Source organism: Nostoc sp., assembly GCF_036917435.1.
Lineage (GTDB): Bacteria > Cyanobacteriota > Cyanobacteriia > Cyanobacteriales > Nostocaceae > Nostoc.
Window position 1 is genome coordinate 40,395 of sequence record NZ_JBALDM010000056.1, and the last position, 22,916, is coordinate 63,310.

The 22,916-nt window shown below is 38.5% G+C and carries 17 protein-coding genes and 2 pseudogenes; 6 read left to right on the top strand and 13 right to left on the bottom strand.

Features of this window, described 5'->3' with window-relative positions; all coding sequences use genetic code 11:
• Positions 1–170: 170 nt before the first annotated feature.
• Together V7K98_RS26765 and V7K98_RS26770 are read right to left on the bottom strand one after the other, a co-directional pair.
• Positions 171–725, bottom strand: coding sequence for a peptidoglycan-binding domain-containing protein (locus V7K98_RS26765; protein WP_335027487.1), 555 nt, complete (start codon positions 723–725; stop codon positions 171–173).
• A gap of 573 nt (positions 726–1,298) precedes the next feature.
• Positions 1,299–2,015: an ROK family protein gene (locus tag V7K98_RS26770; protein WP_335027489.1), complete on the bottom strand. Its 717-nt coding sequence runs from the start codon at positions 2,013–2,015 to the stop codon at positions 1,299–1,301.
• 327 nt (positions 2,016–2,342) lie between these two features.
• Here V7K98_RS26770 and V7K98_RS26775 point away from each other — a divergent pair, with 327 nt between their 5' ends.
• Complete coding sequence (locus tag V7K98_RS26775) at positions 2,343–2,846, top strand: 2TM domain-containing protein (protein WP_335027491.1); 504 nt, start codon at positions 2,343–2,345, stop codon at positions 2,844–2,846.
• 464 nt (positions 2,847–3,310) lie between these two features.
• Here V7K98_RS26775 and V7K98_RS26780 read toward each other — a convergent pair whose 3' ends face one another.
• The 3 genes and pseudogenes from V7K98_RS26780 to V7K98_RS26790 all read right to left on the bottom strand — a co-directional run bounded on the left by V7K98_RS26780 (position 3,311) and on the right by V7K98_RS26790 (position 6,057).
• Positions 3,311–4,366, bottom strand: a complete 1,056-nt coding sequence (locus V7K98_RS26780; RefSeq protein WP_335027493.1) for a 3-deoxy-7-phosphoheptulonate synthase — start codon at positions 4,364–4,366, stop codon at positions 3,311–3,313.
• A gap of 295 nt (positions 4,367–4,661) precedes the next feature.
• Positions 4,662–4,940 (bottom strand): annotated as a pseudogene (locus V7K98_RS26785) (alpha-glucosidase C-terminal domain-containing protein); the annotation flags it as partial.
• Positions 4,936–6,057: a fatty acid desaturase gene (locus tag V7K98_RS26790; RefSeq protein WP_335027495.1), complete on the bottom strand. Its 1,122-nt coding sequence runs from the start codon at positions 6,055–6,057 to the stop codon at positions 4,936–4,938. The pseudogene V7K98_RS26785 and the gene V7K98_RS26790, both read right to left, overlap by 5 nt.
• Before the next feature lie 408 nt (positions 6,058–6,465).
• Between V7K98_RS26790 and V7K98_RS26795 the strand changes: the two are divergent.
• Together V7K98_RS26795 and V7K98_RS26800 are read left to right on the top strand one after the other, a co-directional pair.
• A pseudogene (locus V7K98_RS26795) lies at positions 6,466–6,621 on the top strand (transposase); the annotation flags it as partial.
• A 177-nt stretch (positions 6,622–6,798) separates the two neighbouring features.
• The gene (locus V7K98_RS26800; RefSeq protein WP_335027497.1) at positions 6,799–8,439 is read left to right on the top strand and encodes an adenylate/guanylate cyclase domain-containing protein; all 1,641 of its coding nucleotides are present in this window, start codon (positions 6,799–6,801) and stop codon (positions 8,437–8,439) included.
• Between the two features lie 100 nt (positions 8,440–8,539).
• Here V7K98_RS26800 and V7K98_RS26805 read toward each other — a convergent pair whose 3' ends face one another.
• Positions 8,540–9,169 (bottom strand): Uma2 family endonuclease, encoded by a 630-nt coding sequence (locus V7K98_RS26805; protein ID WP_335027499.1) that lies wholly within the window; start codon positions 9,167–9,169, stop codon positions 8,540–8,542.
• Positions 9,170–9,387: 218 nt separating this feature from the next.
• Here V7K98_RS26805 and V7K98_RS26810 point away from each other — a divergent pair, with 218 nt between their 5' ends.
• Entirely contained in the window at positions 9,388–10,755 is a 1,368-nt protein-coding gene (locus V7K98_RS26810) for an NAD-dependent succinate-semialdehyde dehydrogenase (RefSeq protein ID WP_335027501.1), read from the top strand.
• Between the two features lie 129 nt (positions 10,756–10,884).
• Entirely contained in the window at positions 10,885–12,528 is a 1,644-nt protein-coding gene (locus V7K98_RS26815; protein ID WP_335027503.1) for an acetolactate synthase large subunit, read from the top strand.
• A 110-nt stretch (positions 12,529–12,638) separates the two neighbouring features.
• Here V7K98_RS26815 and panP read toward each other — a convergent pair whose 3' ends face one another.
• The 6 genes from panP to V7K98_RS26845 all read right to left on the bottom strand — a co-directional run bounded on the left by panP (position 12,639) and on the right by V7K98_RS26845 (position 19,423).
• Positions 12,639–14,294, bottom strand: coding sequence for a pyridoxal-dependent aspartate 1-decarboxylase PanP (gene panP, locus V7K98_RS26820; RefSeq protein ID WP_335027505.1), 1,656 nt, complete (start codon positions 14,292–14,294; stop codon positions 12,639–12,641).
• A 604-nt stretch (positions 14,295–14,898) separates the two neighbouring features.
• A complete protein-coding gene (locus V7K98_RS26825) occupies positions 14,899–15,969 on the bottom strand; it encodes an HAD-IIIC family phosphatase (RefSeq protein ID WP_335027507.1) in 1,071 nt (356 codons plus the stop codon).
• Between the two features lie 3 nt (positions 15,970–15,972).
• A complete protein-coding gene (locus V7K98_RS26830) occupies positions 15,973–17,157 on the bottom strand; it encodes an acyl-CoA dehydrogenase family protein (protein ID WP_335027509.1) in 1,185 nt (394 codons plus the stop codon).
• A 188-nt stretch (positions 17,158–17,345) separates the two neighbouring features.
• Positions 17,346–17,597, bottom strand: a complete 252-nt coding sequence (locus V7K98_RS26835) for an acyl carrier protein (protein WP_335027511.1) — start codon at positions 17,595–17,597, stop codon at positions 17,346–17,348.
• Positions 17,598–17,616: 19 nt separating this feature from the next.
• Entirely contained in the window at positions 17,617–18,492 is an 876-nt protein-coding gene (locus V7K98_RS26840; protein ID WP_335027513.1) for a 3-hydroxyacyl-CoA dehydrogenase family protein, read from the bottom strand.
• 52 nt (positions 18,493–18,544) lie between these two features.
• On the bottom strand, positions 18,545–19,423 hold the full coding sequence (locus V7K98_RS26845) for a condensation domain-containing protein (RefSeq protein WP_335027515.1): 879 nt from the start codon (positions 19,421–19,423) through the stop codon (positions 18,545–18,547).
• Between the two features lie 669 nt (positions 19,424–20,092).
• Between V7K98_RS26845 and V7K98_RS26850 the strand changes: the two genes are divergently transcribed.
• Complete coding sequence (locus V7K98_RS26850) at positions 20,093–21,730, top strand: alpha/beta hydrolase (protein ID WP_335027702.1); 1,638 nt, start codon at positions 20,093–20,095, stop codon at positions 21,728–21,730.
• An 81-nt stretch (positions 21,731–21,811) separates the two neighbouring features.
• Here V7K98_RS26850 and V7K98_RS26855 read toward each other — a convergent pair whose 3' ends face one another.
• Entirely contained in the window at positions 21,812–22,717 is a 906-nt protein-coding gene (locus tag V7K98_RS26855) for a polyphosphate kinase 2 family protein (protein WP_335027704.1), read from the bottom strand.
• Positions 22,718–22,916 lie beyond the last annotated feature (199 nt).

Below are 22,916 nucleotides of genomic sequence, written 5' to 3' on the forward strand. Positions count from 1 at the left end.
CAAGCAATATTAGATAGGAAATTTTAGAGTATATTGAAACATTACCTGGAGAACAGGTAAAAACTCTGCTCTTAACATGGCTGACTGGTACATCAGCTTCCTTAGAAGATTTTGAGCGCTTACTGATAAATCAAGCTACTCAAACGACAGAAGATTCATTTGAGTAATGACTAAATAGTTAAAGCCCGCCAAGTTCGTTGGCCAACTACTCCATCCGTTCCTAAATTTTGCTGATTTTGAAAGGCTTTAACAGCAGTCTCTGTCAGTGCGCCATAAATCCCATCCACTCTCACGGCATAACCGTTAGACACTAACAGCCGTTGTAAGACTCTAACAGCAGCACCAGAGCTACCGAAATAAAGAGTCGGCATAGGTTCACTACTAAACTTCTGGAAGCTTACTGTAGCCTTTGTACGGACTTTACCTACAGGCTGGGAATGCTTCTTAGACTGATCTAATTTAGAAGAAGCTAGGAACTGATTATTTTTGCTGATTTTCTGAAGTATATGTTCTTTCTCTAGTGCGATCGCTGAGGGAAAAGCCTGAGAAATCCCATCTATCTGCATGAATTCAGGTGGTGTGACTTGAGCCGTTATCTCTAAATCGCTCTCTTTTAACTGCTTTATGTCATTTTCTATCTGAACTATTTGCTGTTGTGGCACATTGGCCCCAAATACTTGTCTTATTGTTAATATGCCCGTCATCATCAGGCCAATTTCAGTCATTGTAGTTCATTTTACTTCAACCAATATTCCTTTTAACTAACAACATTGTTGCTGTCCGAGATAATACATCCTGACTAAATAGAAAAGTCATGTACTAGTTTTTCAGATAATATTTTCATGTTTATATCTAGTCACCTCCAATTCCATCTAATCAGACTAATATCATTAGCTTTGTGCTTTTTTATCTTGAATCAAGCCATCAACTTGTAAGATATAGTATCTAATTCAACGGTTTAGACAATAACACACTATACGATCATCTGGGAATGCTATCAAACAAATTTGCCATTAAATTGATATGACTCTTTCATCGTATTTTCGGAAAACGCATACTTTGAACTCAAGAAAATGAAACCGCACAACATTGTTGCACGGTCTTGAATTTGAACTAGAGTTAAGACTACTGTATAACAAAATTACATCGTGGCAATGTAAATAATGTGTATACAATTATCTTGCTTGACCTGTGTTAATTTTCATAACATTTAAAAATGTTAGTAAAAAATGATGCGCCTCAACCTGAATAAAATGCACGTAGCTGTAGCCCACCCTTAAACATCGCTAAAAAACTTTTTACCTTTTTTCATCTCGCCATAAAGCAATACCGCCTAATAAGCCAGTGATATTGGGGATGAGTTTCAGATTTAACGGTAGCTGTAAATTCACTTTCACAGCTTCACCACCACCAATGTAAAGGTAATCATAATTGAAGAGATGTTGCAAAGATGCGATCGCCTTTTCTAAACGCCTGTTCCATCTTTTTTCACCAATTTTTTCTAACTCTGCACGCCCCAACTGCTGCTCAAAAGTCTCTCCTTTGCGAAACGGATGATGCCCCATTTCCATATTCGGTACTAGCTTTCCATCCACAAATAAAGCCGAACCAAACCCTGTACCCAAAGTAATCACCAGTTCTACACCTTTTCCGGCAATCGCACCGAACCCTTGCATGTCTGCATCATTAATTACCCGTACAGGCTTGTTTAAGTGTTTTAATAATGCTGTTTCCAAATCAAATCCAATCCAATCTGGATGTAAGTTTGCCGCCGTTTCTGTGACTCCACAGCGCACTACACCGGGAAAACCGACCGAAACGCGATGAAATTCACCAAGAGATGCAGCTAACACAACAATTGAATTAATTACAACCTCCGGTGTAGCAGGTTGAGGTGTATCTAAACGCGCCCTTTCTGTTACAGGAGTCCCCGTAATATCTAAAACCATAGCCTTAACGCCACTACCACCAATATCAACCGATAGGGTACGAATCGAACCATTTTCTTCAACCATTGAGTTACATCCTTGTTAATGCTTCTTCTTTCGATATTATGCTCTGCTGCATTTAATAATATTCGGATGTTTCGAGAGTCTTTATATTGAGGGGCATTGGGCATGGGGCATGGGGCATTGATAATTATTCTCCTCTACCCCACTGCTTCCCCTTACCAATGCCTTAAAATATAACTGTCATAATTTCAAGTTAAAAAACCAATACATTAGACGCGCGAGAACATTCAGATTTGTTAATGTAGAGATAATGGAAATAGTACTGGCGTAGCTGCTTAAAATCTATCGGGCAGCAAATTTCTATTAAAACTAATATTAAGAGAAAGAATTATGACGGCGTTTGAACCTCAAAGCATCCGCTCTTATAGCCAAGAAGATGTCCAACAAATTTTACACTTAGCGATCGCTCGTCAAGCTGATGACAAAGATACAGAATTTTCTTATGAGCAGATATTAGAAATTGCTGCTGAGTTAGAAATTTCACCTGATACTTTAAAGTTAGCGGAGCGCGATTGGGTAGTACAACAAGGTCAAGTCCAACAGCGAAAAGCTTTTGACGCTTACCGCATTGGAAGATTTCAAAAACGTCTAAGTAATTATACGATTTTTAATGGCTTTTTGGTACTGATAGATTTAATCGCTGGTGGCGGAATTTCTTGGTCGCTCTACATTTTACTATTCTGCGGATTACCTGTAGGGCTAGATGCCTGGAATACCTTTAAAGTCAAAGGCGAAGAGTATGAAATGGCATTTCAGAAGTGGAGCCGTAATCATCAGATTAAGAAAACTATCAGCACAGTTTTGAATAAGTGGTTTAAAGCATTACAAGCTTAGTAGATTTTTGCGTCAGCTAACTCATCATAGACATTAGTAACTCAAAGAAAAACTCCGCAGGAAAACTGGGTAATATTTACCGCAACATTTGCTATGTAACACTACTGAAATCAAATCTGAAGAAGCATAGTAATTATTAGGCTAAAATCGATAAGCTGAAAATACTTTAATTTGCATCCTCAAAAAAATAAATCTCTTGTGGGGTGGGCATCTTGCCCGCCCTAGCTGTGCAAATTAAATGCACGACAGCTTATTACCTCAATCCTTAGAGTGTTCTTTCTCTCTTCCTACGGAGGTGGTTTTCAGATAAAACTAGGTGAAGCACCTGAAAACCTACATCATAAGTAAGTAGGTTAAATTAAATATAAAACCTCACCCTGCTTCCGGCTTCCCTCTCCTTACTAAGGAGAGGGATTGAGGGTGAGGTTTGATCTTATATTTAATTACGCCTACCTACTTAGTATTTATTTAAGTTTTTCGTGAGCAGCCAAAATAATTTTTTCGGTTTCTTCCCAACTAATACATTTATCAGTTACAGAAACACCATATTTTAATTCTTCTTGTTTACCAGTAATTGCTTGACTACCTTCAGACAAGTGAGATTCCAACATCATGCCAACTATAGATGTATTACCATCCACTATTTGCTGAATAATATTTTCTAAAACAGCACCTTGTAATCTGTAATCCTTATTGGTATTGCCGTGGCTGCAGTCAATCACAATTCTTGGTGGTAAACTTGCCTGTTTTAATTTCTCTTCTACCAGTTTGACATTTGCTGCATCAAAGTTAGGTTGACTACCACCCCTTAAAATTACGTGCCCATAGCCATTACCTTTAGTTTGAAAAACACTAACTTGTCCGTTTTGATTAATTCCCAGAAAATTATGTGGGTTTCTCGCTGATTGTAGGGCATTCAAAGCTACTTGAATATTGCCATCAGTACCGTTTTTAAAACCCACAGGCATCGAAAGTCCACTTGCCATTTCGCGGTGAGTTTGTGATTCAGTCGTCCGTGCGCCAATGGCAGACCATGTAATTAGTTCACTAATATATTGAGGTATGATTGGATCTAATGCTTCTGTACCCGTAGGTAATCCCAATTCGGTAATTTTTAATAACAGATCGCGTGCAATTAGTAAACCCTTTTCTACATGAAAAGAATCATCCATATCTGGATCGTTAATTAATCCTTTCCACCCAACAGTTGTTCTTGGTTTTTCAAAGTACACTCGCATAATTACGAGCAGCTTATCCTTAACTTGCTCGGATAATGCTTTCAACCTTTCAGAATATTCGAGCGCTGCTTTTGTGTCGTGGATTGAGCATGGCCCAACTACTATAAACTTTCTCCGATCCTGAAAATCTAGGATAGCTTCTATTTCCTGTCTGTATTCTAAAACCCTTTGTTCGGCTAATTGTGTTAAAGGTAATTTTGATTTAATTTCATTGGGAGTTAATAAAATGCGATCGTTTTCGATGTTAGCGTTGTCGATATTATTAAATAATTTGTTGTGCATGGGGATGCTTTGGCAATTTGATATACGCACTTCAACTAAAAAGTGTAACACAAACCCATGAGATTTTAAAATCGCTTCTTTTTGGCTTGACAAATTACTAATTAAACTGTACCTAAATAAGATAATTAGAACTTACGCAAAACACCATAGGGTAGGGGCAATTCATGAATTGCCCCTACCTGAGAATAAGGATTTTGGCTATTATTTGGGTAACTCCTAGTAATAACTGAAAAAGGGAGAATATCTCCCCCTTTTTGTTGCTATTAGATTACTGACTCAGTGGTAGTGTATATAATTACTGCCAAACAAACACTTTGGCTTCGTATGGGCCTAGGTCAGTTATGATACCATCATCACCAGCTTCTACATCATAATTACCTGTCCACTCGTGCCATGTACCAGCGCTAAAAATGTTAGGAACATGATACTCAGCTAGGAAGTTTTCTGAGAAATTTGCTATTACGACTACACGAGAACCTTCATCATTCCAACGAGTATAAGCTAATACTTTTGCCTCTGGATTTTCGTGGATAAAATCAATATTTTCTGTGTAGAGAGCGTGATTACTTTTACGCCTCGTTCGCTCTCTCTAGGTCGATGGATTGCGTAGCTTGACGAAACGATGCTATCGACGTGAGGCGATTGGAGGGACAATCCCACAGAATGTATTTGAAGCAATCAGGAATATCTGCCATTCGCAGCGTTTTTGCACTCCTAAGCAGATGAATATTTTTATTGTGGCAAGCTTGGAGGTTGTAATTGGGGATTCTGTCGCAAAGATGATGAATGTTATGATAACCGATATCGGCGGAAAACCACTTTAAAACGGTGGGTAACTCCAGATAACTGCTGCCCTTAATTGCTCCTTCGAGATAGTCCCACCCTTCGGTTTTGTGGGCGTAAGAGCCATCAAAGTTGTGCTGAACAAAGAAGACGCAGATGAGGATTGCCGCAGCACAAGTTAGCGTGATTGAGTAAACGCTCACGAAAAAACCAAATCCAAGTAAATACCCCAGAAAAATCCAGATGGCGACTACACAAATGTTGTTGAACAACAGATGCCAAAACTCGGCCGCAGTGTACCAATTTCTAGATTTATGAGAGGAGATGATTCGACGTAAATCCATAAAAGGATCTTGCTGTAAACAAGTCAGTAGATGAGTGATAAAATCATACGTTCCGGCAATCAGGGCAAGTCTTGGCTTAATCGCAACATAGAAAAAACCTCCCGGAAAGATAATGAATGGGTGCCTCAGTAGTTCATAACGCCTTTGGGCAGATGGACTGAGGCGAGCAAAGTCCTCGGTAGAGATTAATGCACTAGGCCCGCGATAGCGTTGCCAATCACCGTTGGTTTTATGGTGATAAGCATGTCCTCTTGACCACGGATATTGAGGAACTCCGTTGATCACCCCCAGAATAAAACCGATAATCCGATTAACCGTTTTTGAACGAAAGAGTGAATAGTGTCCGCAATCATGCATTAAAGAAAAACAACGCGCTGAAAACAGCGTCATCAAAACTATAATGGGCGCAAGCAACCAAAAAGAAATAGAAGCTGCTTTGTATGCTAAAAACCATAAAACTACATAAGGCACAACCGTATTCAGGATTTGATAAGTTGCCCGCAAGTCGCTGCTGTTCATGTAAGGACTCAGGACAAAATCCGACTTTTTCACTGCGGTTTCCATTAAATAAAACTTTCTCCTAGATGACTATTACTCGCGTATTGCCTGTCTTAATTTTCAGCAAGATATACACACGCGTCTGTGGCATTACTACTGCACGACTACACCGAAAAACCTTGTGCTACTCCAAATCAATATTGTTGATTTTTAGCTCTTTTTTTCAGTTAAAATACTTTTTTTTCATAAGGGGAACGGTAGAACCGAATAAATTCAGAAGTAACGAACTAACAAAAGTTGAGTTTACAAATATAATCAGGGGTAGTTTTTTCACTACTTTTTCCCAAATATGTAATTGGACTGCACAACCATACCATTGTAGGCGAAGCCCGTGGTAGGCATCGCTTTGTTTCTTGCTGTTTCTGTTGTACTTCCACAGCCGAGGTCAAATTGAGAGTAGGGAGAAGGGCTATCATGAAATGCCGCTATGCCTTGAAAGATGACCAGTGGGAACACATCAAAGACTTACTACCAGGACGAAAAGAGACGGTAGAAGTTGCAGCGAAGGATAATAGACTGTTCTTAGAAGCTGTACTTTACCACTACCGAGCGGGTATTCCGTGGCGGGACTCTTGCTTCTGGGTAGGAGTAGGCTTAGAGCGTCTTTACGAATTATTAGTGTAATATCTGTCACATATAGTTGTCGGAATGCAGTTAAGAGTGTCATAAACAAAAGGTGAAGGTTAACCTGTAGGGTATAACTTACTTGAGAGTTGCTTGCACCTCTAGCTTTGATGGATCACACTCATGACTGAACTGACGCTACGCCTACAAGAGGGAGATACGGAGAGAACGATCGCAGTTGATCGAGATATATTCACAATTGGCCGTTTGCCGGAATGTAACCTGTACTTACCTTTTGCTGGAGTATCGCGCAACCATGCACGCCTAGTAAAAACGGCTGACGGTGTGTGGACTATTGAGGATCTGGGCAGCAAAAACGGGACGCAAGTCAACAAATATCTTGTTAACGAACCTCAAGAGTTATATCACGGCGATATCATTTGGTTGGGCAATGTTAGTCTGGTAGTCCTGATCACAAGCGCTGTTTACCAACCGACACCTCAGTATCCCGGAAGTTCGGAAAATAATGACCAGAGAACAATCCTGCACAATGTCGAACAGTTACAACAGCAATGGATCGCAGCTGAGAGTAAGGATGGCAACATCAATAATAAGGATCAAACCATTGCCCGTCTTAAAGACTTAGTGGATATAGCTAAAAATCTCTGTGCTGCGGCATCTATAGAAGAGATTTTTTCTCAGGTGCAGCAAGTCGTTTTTCGTTATCTTGATAGTATCGATCGCTTGGCATTATTAATTGATGTTAATGGTTGCGGTCAATTAGAGTTAGTAAATGCTGCCACCAGAAATAGTTCTCAACAAAAACAACTGCCGTCTGATGGTAGTTGGATTAGTCGGAGTATCTGTCAAAAGGTATTTGAGCAAAAAGTTGTCATTCAAACCGCCGATACCCATCAGGATGAACGTTTTGCTAGTGAACAGAGTATTTTGTTCAAAGGTATTCGCAGCGCAATGGCGGTGCCTTTATGGGATGAAAATAAGGTTGTGGGCGTACTCTATGCCGATGCCAATCTTTCTTCTTATCATTGGGCAAATGAGGGCGAGGAAGAACTCAGCTTTTTTTCAGCTTTAGCAAACCTTGTGGCTTCGAGTGTGCAGCGTTGGCTATTAGTAGAAAAACTCAAAACTGAAGAGATGATTCGTCATCGATTAGAACGCTATCATTCTCCAGCAGTTGTGCAGCAGTTGATTTCTGTAGGCGGATTGCCGGGTGGTCGTTTAGCGCCAGCAGAGAGCGAAATTAGTATTTTGTTTGCAGATTTGGTGGGATTTACAGCAATTTCTGAACGGTTAACACCAACTGCGATCGCTAAACTATTAAATAATTTATTTGAAGAAATGCTCAAAGAAGTGTTTACTTGTGGCGGCACTTTAGATAAATATATTGGCGATTGTATTATGGCATTTTTTGGCGCTCCAGAACCACAAGCCGATCACGCCGATCGCGCTGTTACTGCTGCCAAAGGAATGCTGACTCGTCTCGAACATCTCAATGCCAATGGTTTTTGGCACGAACCTTTGCAATTACGGATTGCGATTAATAGCGGTAAAGCTGTTGTGGGAGATGTCGGTAGTTCGCAAAGGGTAGACTATACGGCATTAGGCGCAACAATTAATCTTGCGGCTCGGATGGAAGCAGTTTGCCCGCCCAGTGAATGTATCATTAGTCAAGCCACTCATAAAATGCTTTCACTGCCTGAAGATTTTCAGGAAATGGGAGATTATCGTTTCAAAGGTATTGAGCGATTAGTTAAGATTTATCAGACAAATTTGCAGCAAGCGCCAACAATTATTGGTCATTAGATTTGGTATTTTTGTTGCCTAGATCCCCGACTTCTTGAAGAAGTCGGGGATCTAAATCCGTGACAATAAAAATCTCTTAAATCAATCCAAAATCTAAAATCTAAAATTGAATGATCGAGCCAGCCCGAAAAATTTGCTCTGCCGTCAAATCCAAGTCAGGAAAAGTTGGCGACTGGATACGGTCATCTCCTCGAAATTTACTAACGCGATACTCACTTTCTTCTAAAGCGCAAACCAAAATAGTAGGTTGTTTGGGCTTGCCAATAAATTCTCTACCGCCCAATGCAGCATAATCAATAATCCAATATTCAGGAATTCCCATTTGTTCATAGTCAGCGTATTTTTTCAGATAATCATCACGCCAATTCGTACTCACCACTTCAACCACTAAAGAAATAGATGCTGCTTGAGTAACAGTTGATTCTTTTTTCCACCGAGGTTCATTAACTAAATTAGGGAGGTTTAGAAGTAGAATATCTGATGAGTAAGCCGATTCGTTTTCAAGTGGTTTAACTAATACTGTTTTTGGTATGCCATGAGGCAGGCTGAGGCGACTATATTCTAAAGTGATTTTTGTAGATAAAAATCCAATTACCTCTTCATGGTCGCCTGGTGGTTGAGGAATTTGAATTACTACTCCATCATATAGTTCATAACGTCTACCTGTGTTATCTGGATATTTAGCAACAAATTCGTCGAATGTAACTAGTTTGGGTAAGAGTTGAGTCATGGTTTAATTCCTCTTCTGTACCAATTTTGGCGATTTTACTCACCAATGTTAATACTTATAGCTTGGTATAATTTAATTCAATTTAAGCTTCAAAATTGTAATATTCAGCAGCTAATTTTTAACTAAAAGACTAGAATTTGGGTGGTAGCTATCCTGAAATTATATGTGTAACACTAGGAAGCCAACAGTCAAGTTATTTTTTAACGGGAGGTCAGGTAATGGCGATCGCCACCATTAATCCCGCCACTGGGGAAACTTGTCAAACCTTTGAGGCACTCAATGATGCCGAAATTACCGCTAAACTGGATTTGGCCAATCAGACTTTTGAAAAGTATCGCCAGACTAGTTTTTCTGAGCGATCGCAATGGTTGCAAAAGGCTGCTGATATTTTAGAGCAAGACAAAGCAGAATTTGCGAAGTTAATGACTTTAGAAATGGGTAAACCATTTAAAGCTGCGATCGCGGAAGTTGAAAAATGCGCCGTCGTCTGTCGCTATTATGCCGAACATGCCCCTAGTTTTTTGGCTGATGTCAGTATAAAAACTGATGCCAGTCAGAGTTTTATACGTTATCAACCAATGGGTGCAATTCTTGCGGTGATGCCGTGGAATTTCCCCTTTTGGCAAGTCTTCCGCTTTGCTGCACCAGCACTCATGGCGGGAAATGTCGGCTTACTCAAACACGCTTCCAACGTGCCGCAGTGCGCCTTGGCAATTGAAGATATTATCCGACGTGCAGGTTTTCCTGAAGGTGCGTTTCAAACTCTATTAATCGGTGCTGCCAAAGTCGCCGATTTAATGGCTGATGACCGCGTAAAAGCTGCTACCTTAACCGGAAGCGAACCAGCAGGTATATCCCTCGCTGTCGCCGCCGGCAAACAAATTAAAAAAACAGTTTTGGAATTAGGAGGAAGCGATCCATTTATCGTGTTAGAAAGTGCTGATTTAGAGACAGCAGTTGTCACAGCTACTACAGCACGAATGTTGAATAATGGGCAATCATGTATTGCAGCGAAACGTTTTATTGTCGCAGAAGCGATCGCAGATAAATTTGAAAAATTGCTTTTAGAAAAATTCGAGGCGCTAAAAGTAGGCGATCCTATGCAACCAGATACCGATTTAGGCCCACTGGCAACTCCTGGTATTCTCCAGGATTTAGATCAACAAGTGCAAGCCGCTACCAAAAGCGGTGGTAAAGTCCTCACCGGCGGGCATCCTTTATCAGATCGTCCAGGGAACTTTTATCCGCCAACGATTATCATAGATATCCCGCCTGATGAACCAATTGCAAAAGAAGAATTTTTTGGCCCGGTAGCCTTGTTATTCCGGGTTCCAGATATTGATGCTGCCATTAAACTCGCCAATGACAGCCCCTTTGGATTAGGTGCAAGCGCTTGGACAACCAATGACCAAGAGAGCGATCGCTTAGTTGAAGAAATCGAAGCTGGTGCCGTATTTATCAACAGTATGGTCAAATCCGATCCTCGGTTGCCCTTTGGTGGCATCAAGCGTTCTGGATATGGCAGAGAATTGAGTATCCAGGGTATACATGAGTTTGTCAATGTGAAAACCGTGTGGGTGAAGTGATTATGGGTAGGGCATGGGGCATGGGGAATAGGGCATAGGTAATGCAAATAAAACTTAAATTCCCAATGCCCAATGCCCAATGCCCAATTTCCAGTCCCAAATATTTATCGTCAATAATTAGGAAATAAAATGAATACAGCAGAATTATTGGTGCAGTGCCTAGAAAATGAAGGAGTGCAATATATTTTTGGACTCCCTGGTGAAGAAAATCTGCACGTTTTGGAAGCGCTAAAACATTCTTCGATTAAATTTATTACGACTCGTCATGAACAGGGTGCAGCATTCATGGCCGATGTCTATGGACGCTTAACAGGAAAAGCTGGAGTATGTCTTTCTACTCTTGGCCCTGGAGCAACTAACTTGATGACTGGGGTAGCAGATGCTAACCTCGATGGTGCGCCCTTAGTGGCGATTACTGGTCAAGTTGGAACAGATAGAATGCATATTGAATCCCATCAATATTTAGATTTGGTGGCAATGTTTGCACCTGTTACCAAGTGGAATAAGCAGATTGTGCGACCAAGTATTACACCAGAAGTAGTGCGGAAAGCATTTAAGCGATCGCAATCGGAAAAACCTGGCGCAGTTCACATCGATTTGCCAGAAAATATTGCTGCCATGCCCGTTGAAGGCAAACCTTTGCGTAAGGATAATAGCGAAAAAACTTATGCTTCTTTTGCTAGCATTCGGGCAGCCGCAGCCGCAATTTGCCAAGCAGTTAACCCATTAATCTTAGTTGGAAATGGGGCAATTCGCGCTCAAGCGAGTGATGCAGTCACACAATTTGCTACTTTGCTAAATATACCTGTTGCCAATACCTTCATGGGTAAAGGTGTGATTCCCTACACACATCAATTAGCTTTGTGGTCAGTGGGATTACAGCAAAGAGATTTCATTACCTGCGCTTTTGATAACACAGATTTAGTAATTGCGATCGGCTATGATTTGATTGAGTTTTCCCCCAAGAAATGGAATCGTAACGGTGAAATTCCTATCGTGCATATTGGGGTAAGTCCATCGGAAATTGATAGTAGTTATATTCCCAACGCCGAAGTTGTGGGAGATATTTCAGATTCTCTCTATGAAATTTTAAAATTAGCAGATAGACAAGGTAAACCCGATCCCTTTGCTATCAGCTTAAGATCAGAGATTCGGGCTGATTACGAACAGTATGCCCATGATGACGGATTTCCGATTAAGCCGCAAAAGTTAATTTATGACTTACGGCAAGTAATGGGCCCAGATGATATCGTTATCTCTGATGTTGGCGCACATAAAATGTGGATGGCCCGTCATTATCATTGCCATAGCCCCAATACTTGTATTATTTCTAATGGCTTCGCGGCTATGGGTATTGCCATTCCTGGCGCTTTAGCAGCAAAACTAGTTCATCCCAACCGCAAAGTTGTTGCTGTAACAGGCGATGGCGGCTTTATGATGAATTCTCAAGAATTAGAAACAGCCTTGCGTGTCGGAACACCCTTTGTCACGATAATTTTCAATGATGGTGGCTATGGATTAATTGAGTGGAAACAAGAAAATCAATTTGGCAAAGGAAACTCAGCTTTTGTGCATTTTAGCAATCCTGATTTTGTCAAATTTGCCGAAAGCATGGGTTTAAAAGGCTACCGAGTTGAATCGGCTTTAGATTTGATTCCCACACTGAAAGAAGCCCTAGCTCAAAATGTACCCGCAGTGATAGATTGTCCTGTAGACTATCGGGAAAATCACCGCTTTAGCCAAAAAGCGGGCGAGTTAAGTTGTGCGGTGTAATAAAGTTAGGAGTTAAGAGTTAGGAGTTATGGCGTTGCATAATAGAGGTCATCTACTGTGCAATGTCCATACTGAAATGGTATCAAACAATTATTATCTAAAGTTGTTGGCTAAGAAAAGTCTTTTAAAATTGAAATCTTTGCAGCAATTTGAATCTGATCCTTTAAAACTGCATCAATATCTTCTTCTTTTGTTAATGGGTTAGCAATCACTGCACGCAGAGCAACAACAGGAATCTCTCTTCCTGATTTTATGGTTGATTTTGTCGTCCGGGAGATAAAAGTATCGCCAGTTTGACGCTGAAGCTTTTGTAAATATTCATTAAAATCATTAATTACTTGGTTGTCATTTTCTGTTAATTCATTTTTGATAACACGTTCTCTCAAATGTTCTGGTATGTAACGATATAGAAGCAGATTTGTGTCAGGTATTGCTAACAACTCAAACTCAGGCATATTAGAAATGCTATCTGCCATATATTGAGTTTTCCTAATGCCTTCATCAATCAAAAATTCATATCCCTTAAGTCCAAGTAAATTTAACCCAGCATGTAAAAATAAAGCCATGCCCGCTCTAGAACCTTCTAAAGCACGTTTACCTAAATCAAATGAACCTTTACGCATGGTGTAGCTAGCTTGCTTTTCGATAGCTGTTGCTATATAAGGATCGCGTAGAAAGACCATACCAATACCCATTGGCAGATATAGTTGTTTATGCCCATCAATAGTTACTGAATCAGCCTTTTCGATGCCAGCAAGTTTATGACGATGTTGTTCAGAAAAAATGAGTGGCCCACCCCAAGCAGCATCTACATGAAAATGAACATTAGCTGCTTGTGCAATCTCGGCAATATCAGCTAAGGAATCCACTCCACCTGAATCTGTAGTACCAGCAACGCCCACAATAGAGATAATCAGCAGGTTTTTGGCAAGACAATTTTTAACAGTTTGGCGCAACGCTTTGATATTAACTCGATTCTTATTGTCAGTGGGGATTCTAATTAAACTCTGCATACCAATACCCATCAAATCCGCAGCTTTATCAAAGGAAAAATGCATCAACTCCGAGCCAATAATCACCGCTCCTTTGTAGCCATAGAAATCAAGGGCTGCGGCTAAACCTTCTTTTTCTATACCAAGAAACTCATCTTTCGCTCCTAAAGAAGCATTTCGGGCACACCAAAGTGCTGTGATATTTGCCACTGTGCCACCAGAAACTAAAATTCCTAGTGTACTCAGATTATTTTGAATATGTTGAGCGTAGAAATTATCAGAAAAGTTGTAAATCAGTCGATGCAACATCGCCAAAGCTTCACGTTCACAAAAGCTTAGAGCTTTAGCGGTTTCTATCTTAACGGGATTTTGGTTCATTGCCGTCATCAATTTTGCCATTGGGCGCACAAAAGAAGGAAGCGCCGAGGTCATGTGACCGATAAATCGTGGTGAGGATGTATGGATTGAGTGAGCAACAACATTGTTGCCTAAGTCTTGAAGATAGTTCTCAAAGTTAACAGGTTCAACAGGTATTTTACTATCAGAAAAATTCCCTAATAAATAATTTAATTCAACCCGACTATTAGAATTGACTGTAGTTAAAAAATCTTCAGAAAAACCATTAATGATTTGCTCGATTTTTTCTTCAATAGATATTGCCTGATTCGATGAAGAAAAGAGTTGCATTACTTGTTCTTTAATATCATTGTGTAATGCTTGATCAGGCTCAAAAAAGTAGTTCTGGTTCGACAATTCTTGTTTGCTTAATGTCATCTTGCGTCCTTGAATAATTTTGGTTTATTTTTCAGTACATTGTTGTAATGAAACGCCTTTATAGTTTGTCGCTGCTCGATGTTATTTACTAGCTTGTTTGCGTTGTTACACAGAAGCACTTCTACTTTTAGGGCGATGATAATGTTGTCTAAAAGATGGTTGTTCGCTTGAATATTGAATCAGATATTTAGCTAAGTGACTGATGGTAGGATACTAAAACATTTAAATCATTGAGAAGTCTCTCTGAAATGCTTTTTGCAATTTGCTATGAACTTAAACTCATAGCAATAAATGACGGCTGAGTTAAAAGAAGTTATCATGAATTCCGACATTTTCAACTTGGAGTATTACTTGGCAAATATCAGCAATCGGGCGTTGCATATTTGCGGGATGATTTTACTATTTTTGTGAGATGGGCAACATGGGCGGGCAGGATGCCCACCCCACAAGAATCATCCCTTAATTCAGCAACGCCAGCAATCGTTTATATCTGCTTACGGAACAGCCCATGTCTGCATACAGCGCACCTTCTCCGGGAAACATGAAGGTAACAGAACGCTATCGGTTGGCATAAGCCTCTCGTAGATATGGCGGTTCGTCTAACCTAATCAATCACTTGAAATTGTACATACCCAGGAACAGCCTGAATTCTAGTTAAATTATTTTCAAAAATAACTGAATTGCCATTCTTCTCAATTTCATTAAACCCAGCAAACTTATAAGATATGTACATCATTCGATTGCGATCGTTTGGTACAAATTCAGCCAAAAGACGGACATTATTGCTTTTACCCAGACTCATAACATGATTGAGCATAATTGTCCCCACTCCTCTCGACATAACCCGACAAGACATTAGCAAAAGCTTGATTGTCCATAATTTAGGCTGGCATTCAATCAGAATTAAACCGATTTTTCCATAGCTTCCATACTTATCTTCTAGACTTGCAATTAGCAGCTTATGCTTCTTTGATTGACGAAAATGATTGAGTTCGTCATAAGAGTAAGTATAACCAGTTGTATTTAACTGGTTAGTTCGTAATGTTAATTCTTCTGCACGCTGTAAGTCTTCTTCTTGAGCAGAAGAAATAGTAAAATTCATGTTGAGAGTAGCCAAGAATTCGTCTGTTGCGCCAACAAATTCTTTCTCAGCATTTTGACGTTCAATATCACTAATATACATCAATCTTCTAATTCGTGAATCTTCCGTAATAAAACGGGGATTCATGATTGGCATATCTAAGATATAGTTTATTTTATCTGCATTTATACACAGGATTTGTGGGCAGCTAAATTGAACTTCTTCTAGCTCAAATAATTGATCGTCGATAAATGCGATCGCATCCATTCCAATATTAAGTAACTTAGCAATTTCTTGTAAAGAAGAAGCCTTAGAATTCCAATTTATTTGAGGATATAAGAAATACTCTGTTAAACCAAACTCTTCCAGTTTAGCTATTGTCGTAGCAGCATCATTCTTACTAGCTATAGATTGTAATATACCACGATTATCTAATGTGTGAATAAGATTTATTATATTTTTTCGCAAAGAAACTTCCTTATCTTCCAGCAAAACTCCATCCCATAGAGTATTATCTAAATCCCACACGACACATTTAATAAACTTTTGGTCTTTTTGCTTACTATTTAAGTCTTGTTCTTGAATACTAATCATATCTTAAACTTTCTCGACTAATTTATTATCTAAAGCAGTAGTAACAGTTGTAAAAAGATAATCTTGATAACCTGATTCTGCAATAGTGATTTCTTGAATTTGAGTACTACCTTCAATAATTTCCATAATTTTAGAATCTCGTAGATATCTCTCAACGGGGTACTCGCTACTACAACCATTCCCACCATGAAGTTGCACTGCATCATTTGCTATTTTTGTAGCTACTGTGGATGCAAAGTACTTAGCGATAGAAGTTTCTGTAATCGAGTTAGGATCGTTAATATCTTTAAGATAGCCAGCTTGATAACATAATAGTCTTGCTGCTTTCACTTGAGTTATCATCTGAGTAATCTTTTGACGGATTAATTGATGTTCTTTAAGATAAACGCCAAACTGTTTGCGTTCATTTGTATACTTTAGACAAGCTTCTAAACAAGCTTGAGCAATACCTACGCAACCAGATGCCACGCTATATCTACCATAATCAAGTGCAGAAGCAGCAATGTAAGAAAATCCAAAACCTAATTTACCGACTAAATTCTCTTGAGGAATTTGGCAGTTATTAAACTGCAATTCTGCTGACATTGAAGCCCTAACACCTAAAATACCAGACATTGGTTTAACTGAAAAGCCTGGAGTATTTTTCTCAACTACAAAAGCAGTCGGTTTACCCTCACATTTCGCAAATACTAAAAATATATCTGCTATTTGTCCATAAGTAATCCATTTTTTATATCCATTCAATATATAAGTGTCACCAACAAGTTTTGCTGTTGTTTCTACACTTTTGGCATCGCTACCTACATTGGGTTCGCTTAATGCAAAAGCTGCGATGATTTCTCCAGATGCAAGTTTGGGAAGCCAATATTGTTTTTGAGATTTATTACCCCATTTACACAAAGCATGAGCAACCATGTTGTGAACTGTCAGCAAACTCCTAATAGAAGAACATCCCCGTCCTATTTCTTCATTGAGAATACCATAAGTAATTATGTCCATTCCTATGCCCCCATATTCTTGGGGTAATATAGCACCGAGAAAACCACGTTGAGCTATTTTATTAATTATCTCTGGCGGAGTAAACTCTTTCCTATCCCATTCGCCAGCATTAGAAAATATTTCTTCATTCACAAAAGCTCTAAATTCATATTGAGCGTTTTTTTGTTGAGTAGATAGTTCTAGTTTCATAATATGACTTTTTTCAAAAAATCGAGTGATGCTAACAAACAGGCATATCTAAAAATTCTCTTATACTAGGATTTTTTGTTTTCAAAATTGATTTACTAGTTTCAATCTTCATAGATACTCTAGACCTACTTTCAGGAAAAGTTTTATAGTTCTTAAGCTTGCCATCATAAATGGTAACTTTTATTCATTTAGGAATGAATTGTGAGTATACTTTTACGTTCAACTAAATTGGCTATAGAGTTGATTGTGCGAAAATTTTCAAACTCTAAGTCTTCGTTTTCAATGGCAATTTTAAACTCTTGCTCTACAAACAAAACAAGTTGCATGGCAAACATAGAATTTACAAAACCCGAAGCAAAAATATCTTCATCTTGCTGTAAGTCATGATTACCAAAAAATTTGGAAAGAAAAGTTTTTATTTTAGCTTGAATTTCACTCATGAGTCTTGATATTCCTTATTTATTGATATACGTAAAATCCTTGACCGCTTTTTCTACCATACAATCCGGCATCCACCATTTTTTTGAGTAAAGGAGATGGTCTGTACTTGCTATCGTTAAAGTTTTCGTGCAAGACTTCGATAGAAAATAAAATGGTATCTAGACCAATCAAATCTGCTGTTTCTAAAGGCCCCATTTTGTGACCGAAACAGCTTTTAAAGATTTTGTCTATATCTTCTGCTGTCGCAACTTGGTCTTGTAATAGAAAAACAGCCTCGTTAATAGTTAACATCAACACGCGGTTAGAAACAAAACCTGGTGAATCATTAACAAGGATGCATTCTTTACCCATCTGAGTCAGCATTTGCTTTGCTGTCTCAATTGTTGTCTCAGAAGTATGATATCCACGAATCATCTCTACCATCGGCTTCATGGGTACAGGATTCATAAAGTGAATCCCAACAACTTTATCAGCACGTTTGGTAACTGAAGCTATTCGAGTAATGGGAATTGCTGATGTGTTAGCAGCGAATACACAATCTGCTGGACAGATAGAATCTAGAAGAGGATATACTTCTCTTTTAATATCCCATTTTTCGGTGGTATTTTCTACAACAAAATCTACATTTTCTAAAAATTTATAGTTTGTTGAAAACTCTATTTTCTCAATGATCCTATCTGGAGACTCTTGGCGATGTCTTTGGCTCGCTTCGCCTACGCTTTTTTTGAAAAAACCCTGAAAGCGGATATTATTCCTGATTTCGTGTTTAGCTTTATCTAGGATATTTTCTGAAATATCTACCAGAATAACTTGATGATCAGTTTGAGCAAGGTTTTGTGCAACCCCTATTCCCATAACTCCTGCACCAACAACACCTACTTTTTTAATATTCATAACTTCAACTAATTTCCACTTGGATATTCTTGTATTTCAGGTAGTTTTTCTTTTAAAAGAGATACGCAGGTAAAGGAGTAAGATAACGATGTTCATGTGCATAAAATCCCGCCCAATCTATTTGCACTCGTGCTAACCAAAGCCTACCCAATGTTTTAAGTAAGAATGCTAAGTCTGGTTTTCTATCGTAGGAATATCTGAGAGAGGGCAAAATAATCTGGCTGACTGCGGGATTATTTTTTATAGATTGCAGCGCAAAAATACCTGTCAGTTCACCACTTAACTTTTGTTTCCAATAAGCAAGTTTCGGTTGAATGCGTTCGCTATCAAGCCATTTTTGTTGCCAATTAACAAAATCTCTATGCTGAATGGGTAATTCAGCCAGTGGGGAGACTTTACCTTTGGAGAATGCTTCATATAGGGTGGCTAGTTCTTTAATCAGAATACTGATAGACCAACCATTTGCAATTATATGATACAGAGTGACTAATAGTTGATAATTTTTATCATTTATTTTTAAAATTTTAGTCCGCAAAAGCGATTGAGCAGATAAGTCGAAAGGCTGCTGTGCTAATTTTATAGCCAAAGGTTGTGCCTCTTGGCTACGATCGCTATCAGAAGGGCAACTCAAATCCTCAACCACCAAAGTTAACGGTACACCTTGGGATATTGACGGTAGTGCATCTGTTGTCAGTTGAGCAAGAATCTTAGTCACAAGCCTAAGCTGACTCATGCCTTCAAAGAAGTCTGCAACAGACACTTCTACTTCTAAATCAACCTCAATCCGATTTTTCATTTTTTCTGCTTCCCCATGTAACAACAAGGTAAAAGCATCTCGATTTGGCTGGGTAGAGCTTCTCAGGTTCAACACTTCAACAACTGTAGAGCAGTTGCGAGAAGTCTCTAGGAAGCTATAAGAAAATTTATTCATAATAGCTCAGATGCAACCCTGATAAACTTCTGATCTTTCTCTCATTGCGATCGCAGAAAAATATTGATTTTAGTCGGATAAATATCTACGTTATTGCGACTAACTTTTATTTACCTTTGATTACACTATCGAGAATAAGTTGCTTTAGCAATAGACTATGTATAGACATCTACTATCAAATAACCTCTATACATAACTTTCTATTATAGCTGCTCATCTATGTCTTTAGATAGATGATAAAATAAATTTTCCTTAAAACCTGACCTTTGGCATAGGTATCTAAAGCTGCATCAATTATCTATTTAGCAAAATCACACCAATTATAGGTAGTTAACACTGAAACGATTTTCTTAGCTGATAAGCCTGTAGACTAAGAGGATGTTTGAAAAGTGGTTGGCTGTGATTTTAATCGCAATATTACCCCCCTTAATCCCCCCTTGGAAAGGTGGGAAACCGGAAAATTTAGTTCCAATACATATCGGGAGGGTTAAGGTGGGGTAAAAAAATATTTCATACATCAATCAGGACTTTTCAAACATCCTCTAAGTATTGTTAGCATTTCCAGTATTAAATAGGGAAAAATGTGAGCAATCTGAGCGCCTGCGTGGAATCATAGAAAAGAATATGTCTAACGTAAGCATTGCAAAAGGTAGCAGCCTGTATCGTGTAATGAATCGTATTACAAGTAAACAAACTGTCTGGCAATTGGCTTTGAGGGTTTTTAGTGTAGGATTACTGCCTGTACTAATTACTTATCCCGCTTTCGGTGCAGAGCGGATAAAATTTAATTACGGTGTTTTAGAACGATCTATCTCAATTAGTTCGCTTGAAACCTATGCTAAAACTGGCAGAATGGATGATGAGTTGGCTGCATACAGTCAGTATATAGACAAAAAACAACTAACTCAACTGCGTCAAACCTTACTAACTCCTATTAAGTTAAACGAAGTAGCTGTTTCGCAGTTTCTTTATACACCAACTGGTGAGCGTTTATTAAAAACATTAGGTAAAATTATTCAGACTGAATCTAGATTATCAGGGTTTTATGCAATTCGCGCGGCACTGATTTTAGCCGCCGCAGATTCAAATAATTTTACTCTTTTAAATATCTTAAATAAATTTCCTGCTAGCGAAATTTCAATTAATTTAAGACAGAGTTTAGAAATTGTAAATGCAATACAGAATTTAGCAAATCAAACACAAGATGCAGTAGCACTTATTAACCAACAATCCCAAAAAGAAACAAGAACTGTTGCTATAGTTAATCCGGCTCCATTGATAGACTTAGCAAAAAGTGGAAATTTTCGTTTTTCTAAGGAAACTATTGTTCTTAATGACTTAAGCCGTAATAGAAGTTTTCCAGCCGATATTTACCTTCCTATTGCCCAAAAGCCTCGTTCGATAATTATCATTTCGCATGGACTGGGTTCCGATAGAACAAGTTTTGCATATTTAGCTGAACATCTCGCTTCTTATGGTTTTGTAGTTGCTGTTCCAGAACATCCTGGCAGTAATTCAAAACAAATAGAAGCTTTATTGGCAGGTACAGCAGATAGAGTTACCAATCCTAGAGAATTTATTGATAGACCTTTAGATATCAAATATTTACTAGATGAACTAACTCGATTATCAAAGTCTAACTCAACATTTAGAGGGCGTTTAAATCTAGAAGAAGTTGGTGTAGTAGGACAATCCTTTGGTGGATATACAGCATTAGCATTAGCAGGCGCAAAGATTAATTTTCAGCAGCTACAAGCCAATTGTCCAACTTTTGAAAATACATTAAATGTTTCGCTATTACTTCAGTGTTTAGCTATCAATTTACCAAGTAGTAGCTATAATAGCTTATCTGATCCAAGGATAAAAGCAGTAATTGCAATTAATCCTGTTGATAGTAGTATTTTTGGTCAAGCTAGCCTCAGCCAAATTAAAATTCCCGTGATGATTGTATCTGGCAGTGCTGATACTGTTACCCCTGCTTTACGAGAGCAAATTCAGCCTTTTATTTGGTTAACAACTCAAAATAAATATTTAGCGCTAATCAATGGCGGCACACACTTCTCTACTATTGCAGAATCACCGAATGCAGTTGTGCCTATTCCTACACAAGTAATTGGTTCTAGTCCAGCTTTGGCACGTCGTTATGTTAAGGCTTTGAGTATTCCCTTTTTTGAAAGTTATATCGCCAGACAGCCAAGTTACCTTTCTTATTTGAGTTCAGATTATGTGAATAAGATTAGTCAACAACCACTACCGTTAAGTTTAATTAATTCTCTAACAGATGAACAACTAAAACAAGCGTTTTAATGAGCTTAAGCTGTCGTGCATTTTATTTGCATAGCTAGGGCGGGCAAGATGCCCACGCCACAAGAGATTTATTGAACTAATTTACTTTTTTTTGTCTTTATCTGTTGAACTTGTCTGTTCATCTTCCTGCTCTAGAATGCGTTTTGCCTCCAAAAGTTGCTGCTTATGTTCATCACTAACTGTCGGGTATTGCAGATTTAGTTCTTCTAATTTTGTGCAGATGATATTGGCAACTACCAGGCGTGTAAACCATTTGCGATCGGCAGGAATAATATACCAAGGGGCCCATTTTGTACTAGTATTATTGAAAATGTCTTCATAGGCATTCATATAATCATCCCAAAAAGCTCTTTCTTTGACATCGCTATCTGAAAACTTCCAATTCTTTTCAGGCAATTCAATCCGTTCTAAAAAGCGTTTTTTCTGCTCTGACTTAGAAACATTGAGAAAGAACTTTAGAACAATCACACCATTGTCTACTAAATATTTTTCAAAGTTATTAATTTCTTCAAAACGTTGTTTCCATATCTTATTTCCATCAGGGAAGTCAGGAAGTTGTTGCTTTCTCAGCATTTCTGGATGGACACGAACTATTAGCGTTTCTTCATAATACGAGCGGTTGAATATCCCAATTCGGCCTCTTTCTGGCAAAGCCTTAGTTGTTCGCCACAGGTAATCATGGTCTAATTCTTCCGTACTGGGACTCTTGAAACTAAACACCTGAAATCCTTGCGGGTTTACGCCAGAGGTAACATGTTTAATTGTGCTATCTTTACCAGCAGCATCCATTGCCTGAAAAATAATCAGCAAGGAATATGTATTTTGAGCATAGAGAATATTTTGGTAATTTGCTAATCGCTCAATATCTGTCTGTAATTTGATTGCAGCGTCAGCTTTTTGATGAAAATCAGTTTTATAAGCTGGATCATAGTTTTTTTTCAGAGAAATCTTTGAACCTGGTGGAACAATGAAGGCATCGTAATTCATATATATAAAAGTTCCTAACTGCTGCTTATACCGAAGCATATTGTGAAGTGCTAATTTCTGAAACTTATAATTTCTTAATTAAATAATTTTGATTCCAAATTTATAACTTTTAAGCAATTTTAGCTCCCTTTCTCTCATCAGCAAGTTTTATAGCTCTTTTTAAATCCCTTCTATAAAACTTAGTTACAATAGCGTAGCG

What these genes read in the sequence shown, in the direction of transcription:
- V7K98_RS26850 (WP_335027702.1), top strand. Translation starts at nt 20,093, where the DNA reads ATGAATCGTATTACAAGTAAACAAACTGTCTGGCAATTGGCTTTGAGG.
- V7K98_RS26770 (WP_335027489.1), bottom strand. Translation starts at nt 2,015, where the DNA reads ATGGTTGAAGAAAATGGTTCGATTCGTACCCTATCGGTTGATATTGGT.
- V7K98_RS26830 (WP_335027509.1), bottom strand. Translation starts at nt 17,157, where the DNA reads ATGAAACTAGAACTATCTACTCAACAAAAAAACGCTCAATATGAATTT.
- V7K98_RS26835 (WP_335027511.1), bottom strand. Translation starts at nt 17,597, where the DNA reads ATGAGTGAAATTCAAGCTAAAATAAAAACTTTTCTTTCCAAATTTTTT.
- V7K98_RS26825 (WP_335027507.1), bottom strand. Translation starts at nt 15,969, where the DNA reads ATGATTAGTATTCAAGAACAAGACTTAAATAGTAAGCAAAAAGACCAA.
- V7K98_RS26855 (WP_335027704.1), bottom strand. Translation starts at nt 22,717, where the DNA reads ATGAATTACGATGCCTTCATTGTTCCACCAGGTTCAAAGATTTCTCTG.
- V7K98_RS26815 (WP_335027503.1), top strand. Translation starts at nt 10,885, where the DNA reads ATGAATACAGCAGAATTATTGGTGCAGTGCCTAGAAAATGAAGGAGTG.
- V7K98_RS26810 (WP_335027501.1), top strand. Translation starts at nt 9,388, where the DNA reads ATGGCGATCGCCACCATTAATCCCGCCACTGGGGAAACTTGTCAAACC.
- V7K98_RS26790 (WP_335027495.1), bottom strand. Translation starts at nt 6,057, where the DNA reads ATGGAAACCGCAGTGAAAAAGTCGGATTTTGTCCTGAGTCCTTACATG.
- panP (WP_335027505.1), bottom strand. Translation starts at nt 14,294, where the DNA reads ATGACATTAAGCAAACAAGAATTGTCGAACCAGAACTACTTTTTTGAG.
- V7K98_RS26765 (WP_335027487.1), bottom strand. Translation starts at nt 725, where the DNA reads ATGACTGAAATTGGCCTGATGATGACGGGCATATTAACAATAAGACAA.
- V7K98_RS26840 (WP_335027513.1), bottom strand. Translation starts at nt 18,492, where the DNA reads ATGAATATTAAAAAAGTAGGTGTTGTTGGTGCAGGAGTTATGGGAATA.
- V7K98_RS26800 (WP_335027497.1), top strand. Translation starts at nt 6,799, where the DNA reads ATGACTGAACTGACGCTACGCCTACAAGAGGGAGATACGGAGAGAACG.
- V7K98_RS26845 (WP_335027515.1), bottom strand. Translation starts at nt 19,423, where the DNA reads ATGAATAAATTTTCTTATAGCTTCCTAGAGACTTCTCGCAACTGCTCT.
- V7K98_RS26775 (WP_335027491.1), top strand. Translation starts at nt 2,343, where the DNA reads ATGACGGCGTTTGAACCTCAAAGCATCCGCTCTTATAGCCAAGAAGAT.
- V7K98_RS26780 (WP_335027493.1), bottom strand. Translation starts at nt 4,366, where the DNA reads ATGCACAACAAATTATTTAATAATATCGACAACGCTAACATCGAAAAC.
- V7K98_RS26805 (WP_335027499.1), bottom strand. Translation starts at nt 9,169, where the DNA reads ATGACTCAACTCTTACCCAAACTAGTTACATTCGACGAATTTGTTGCT.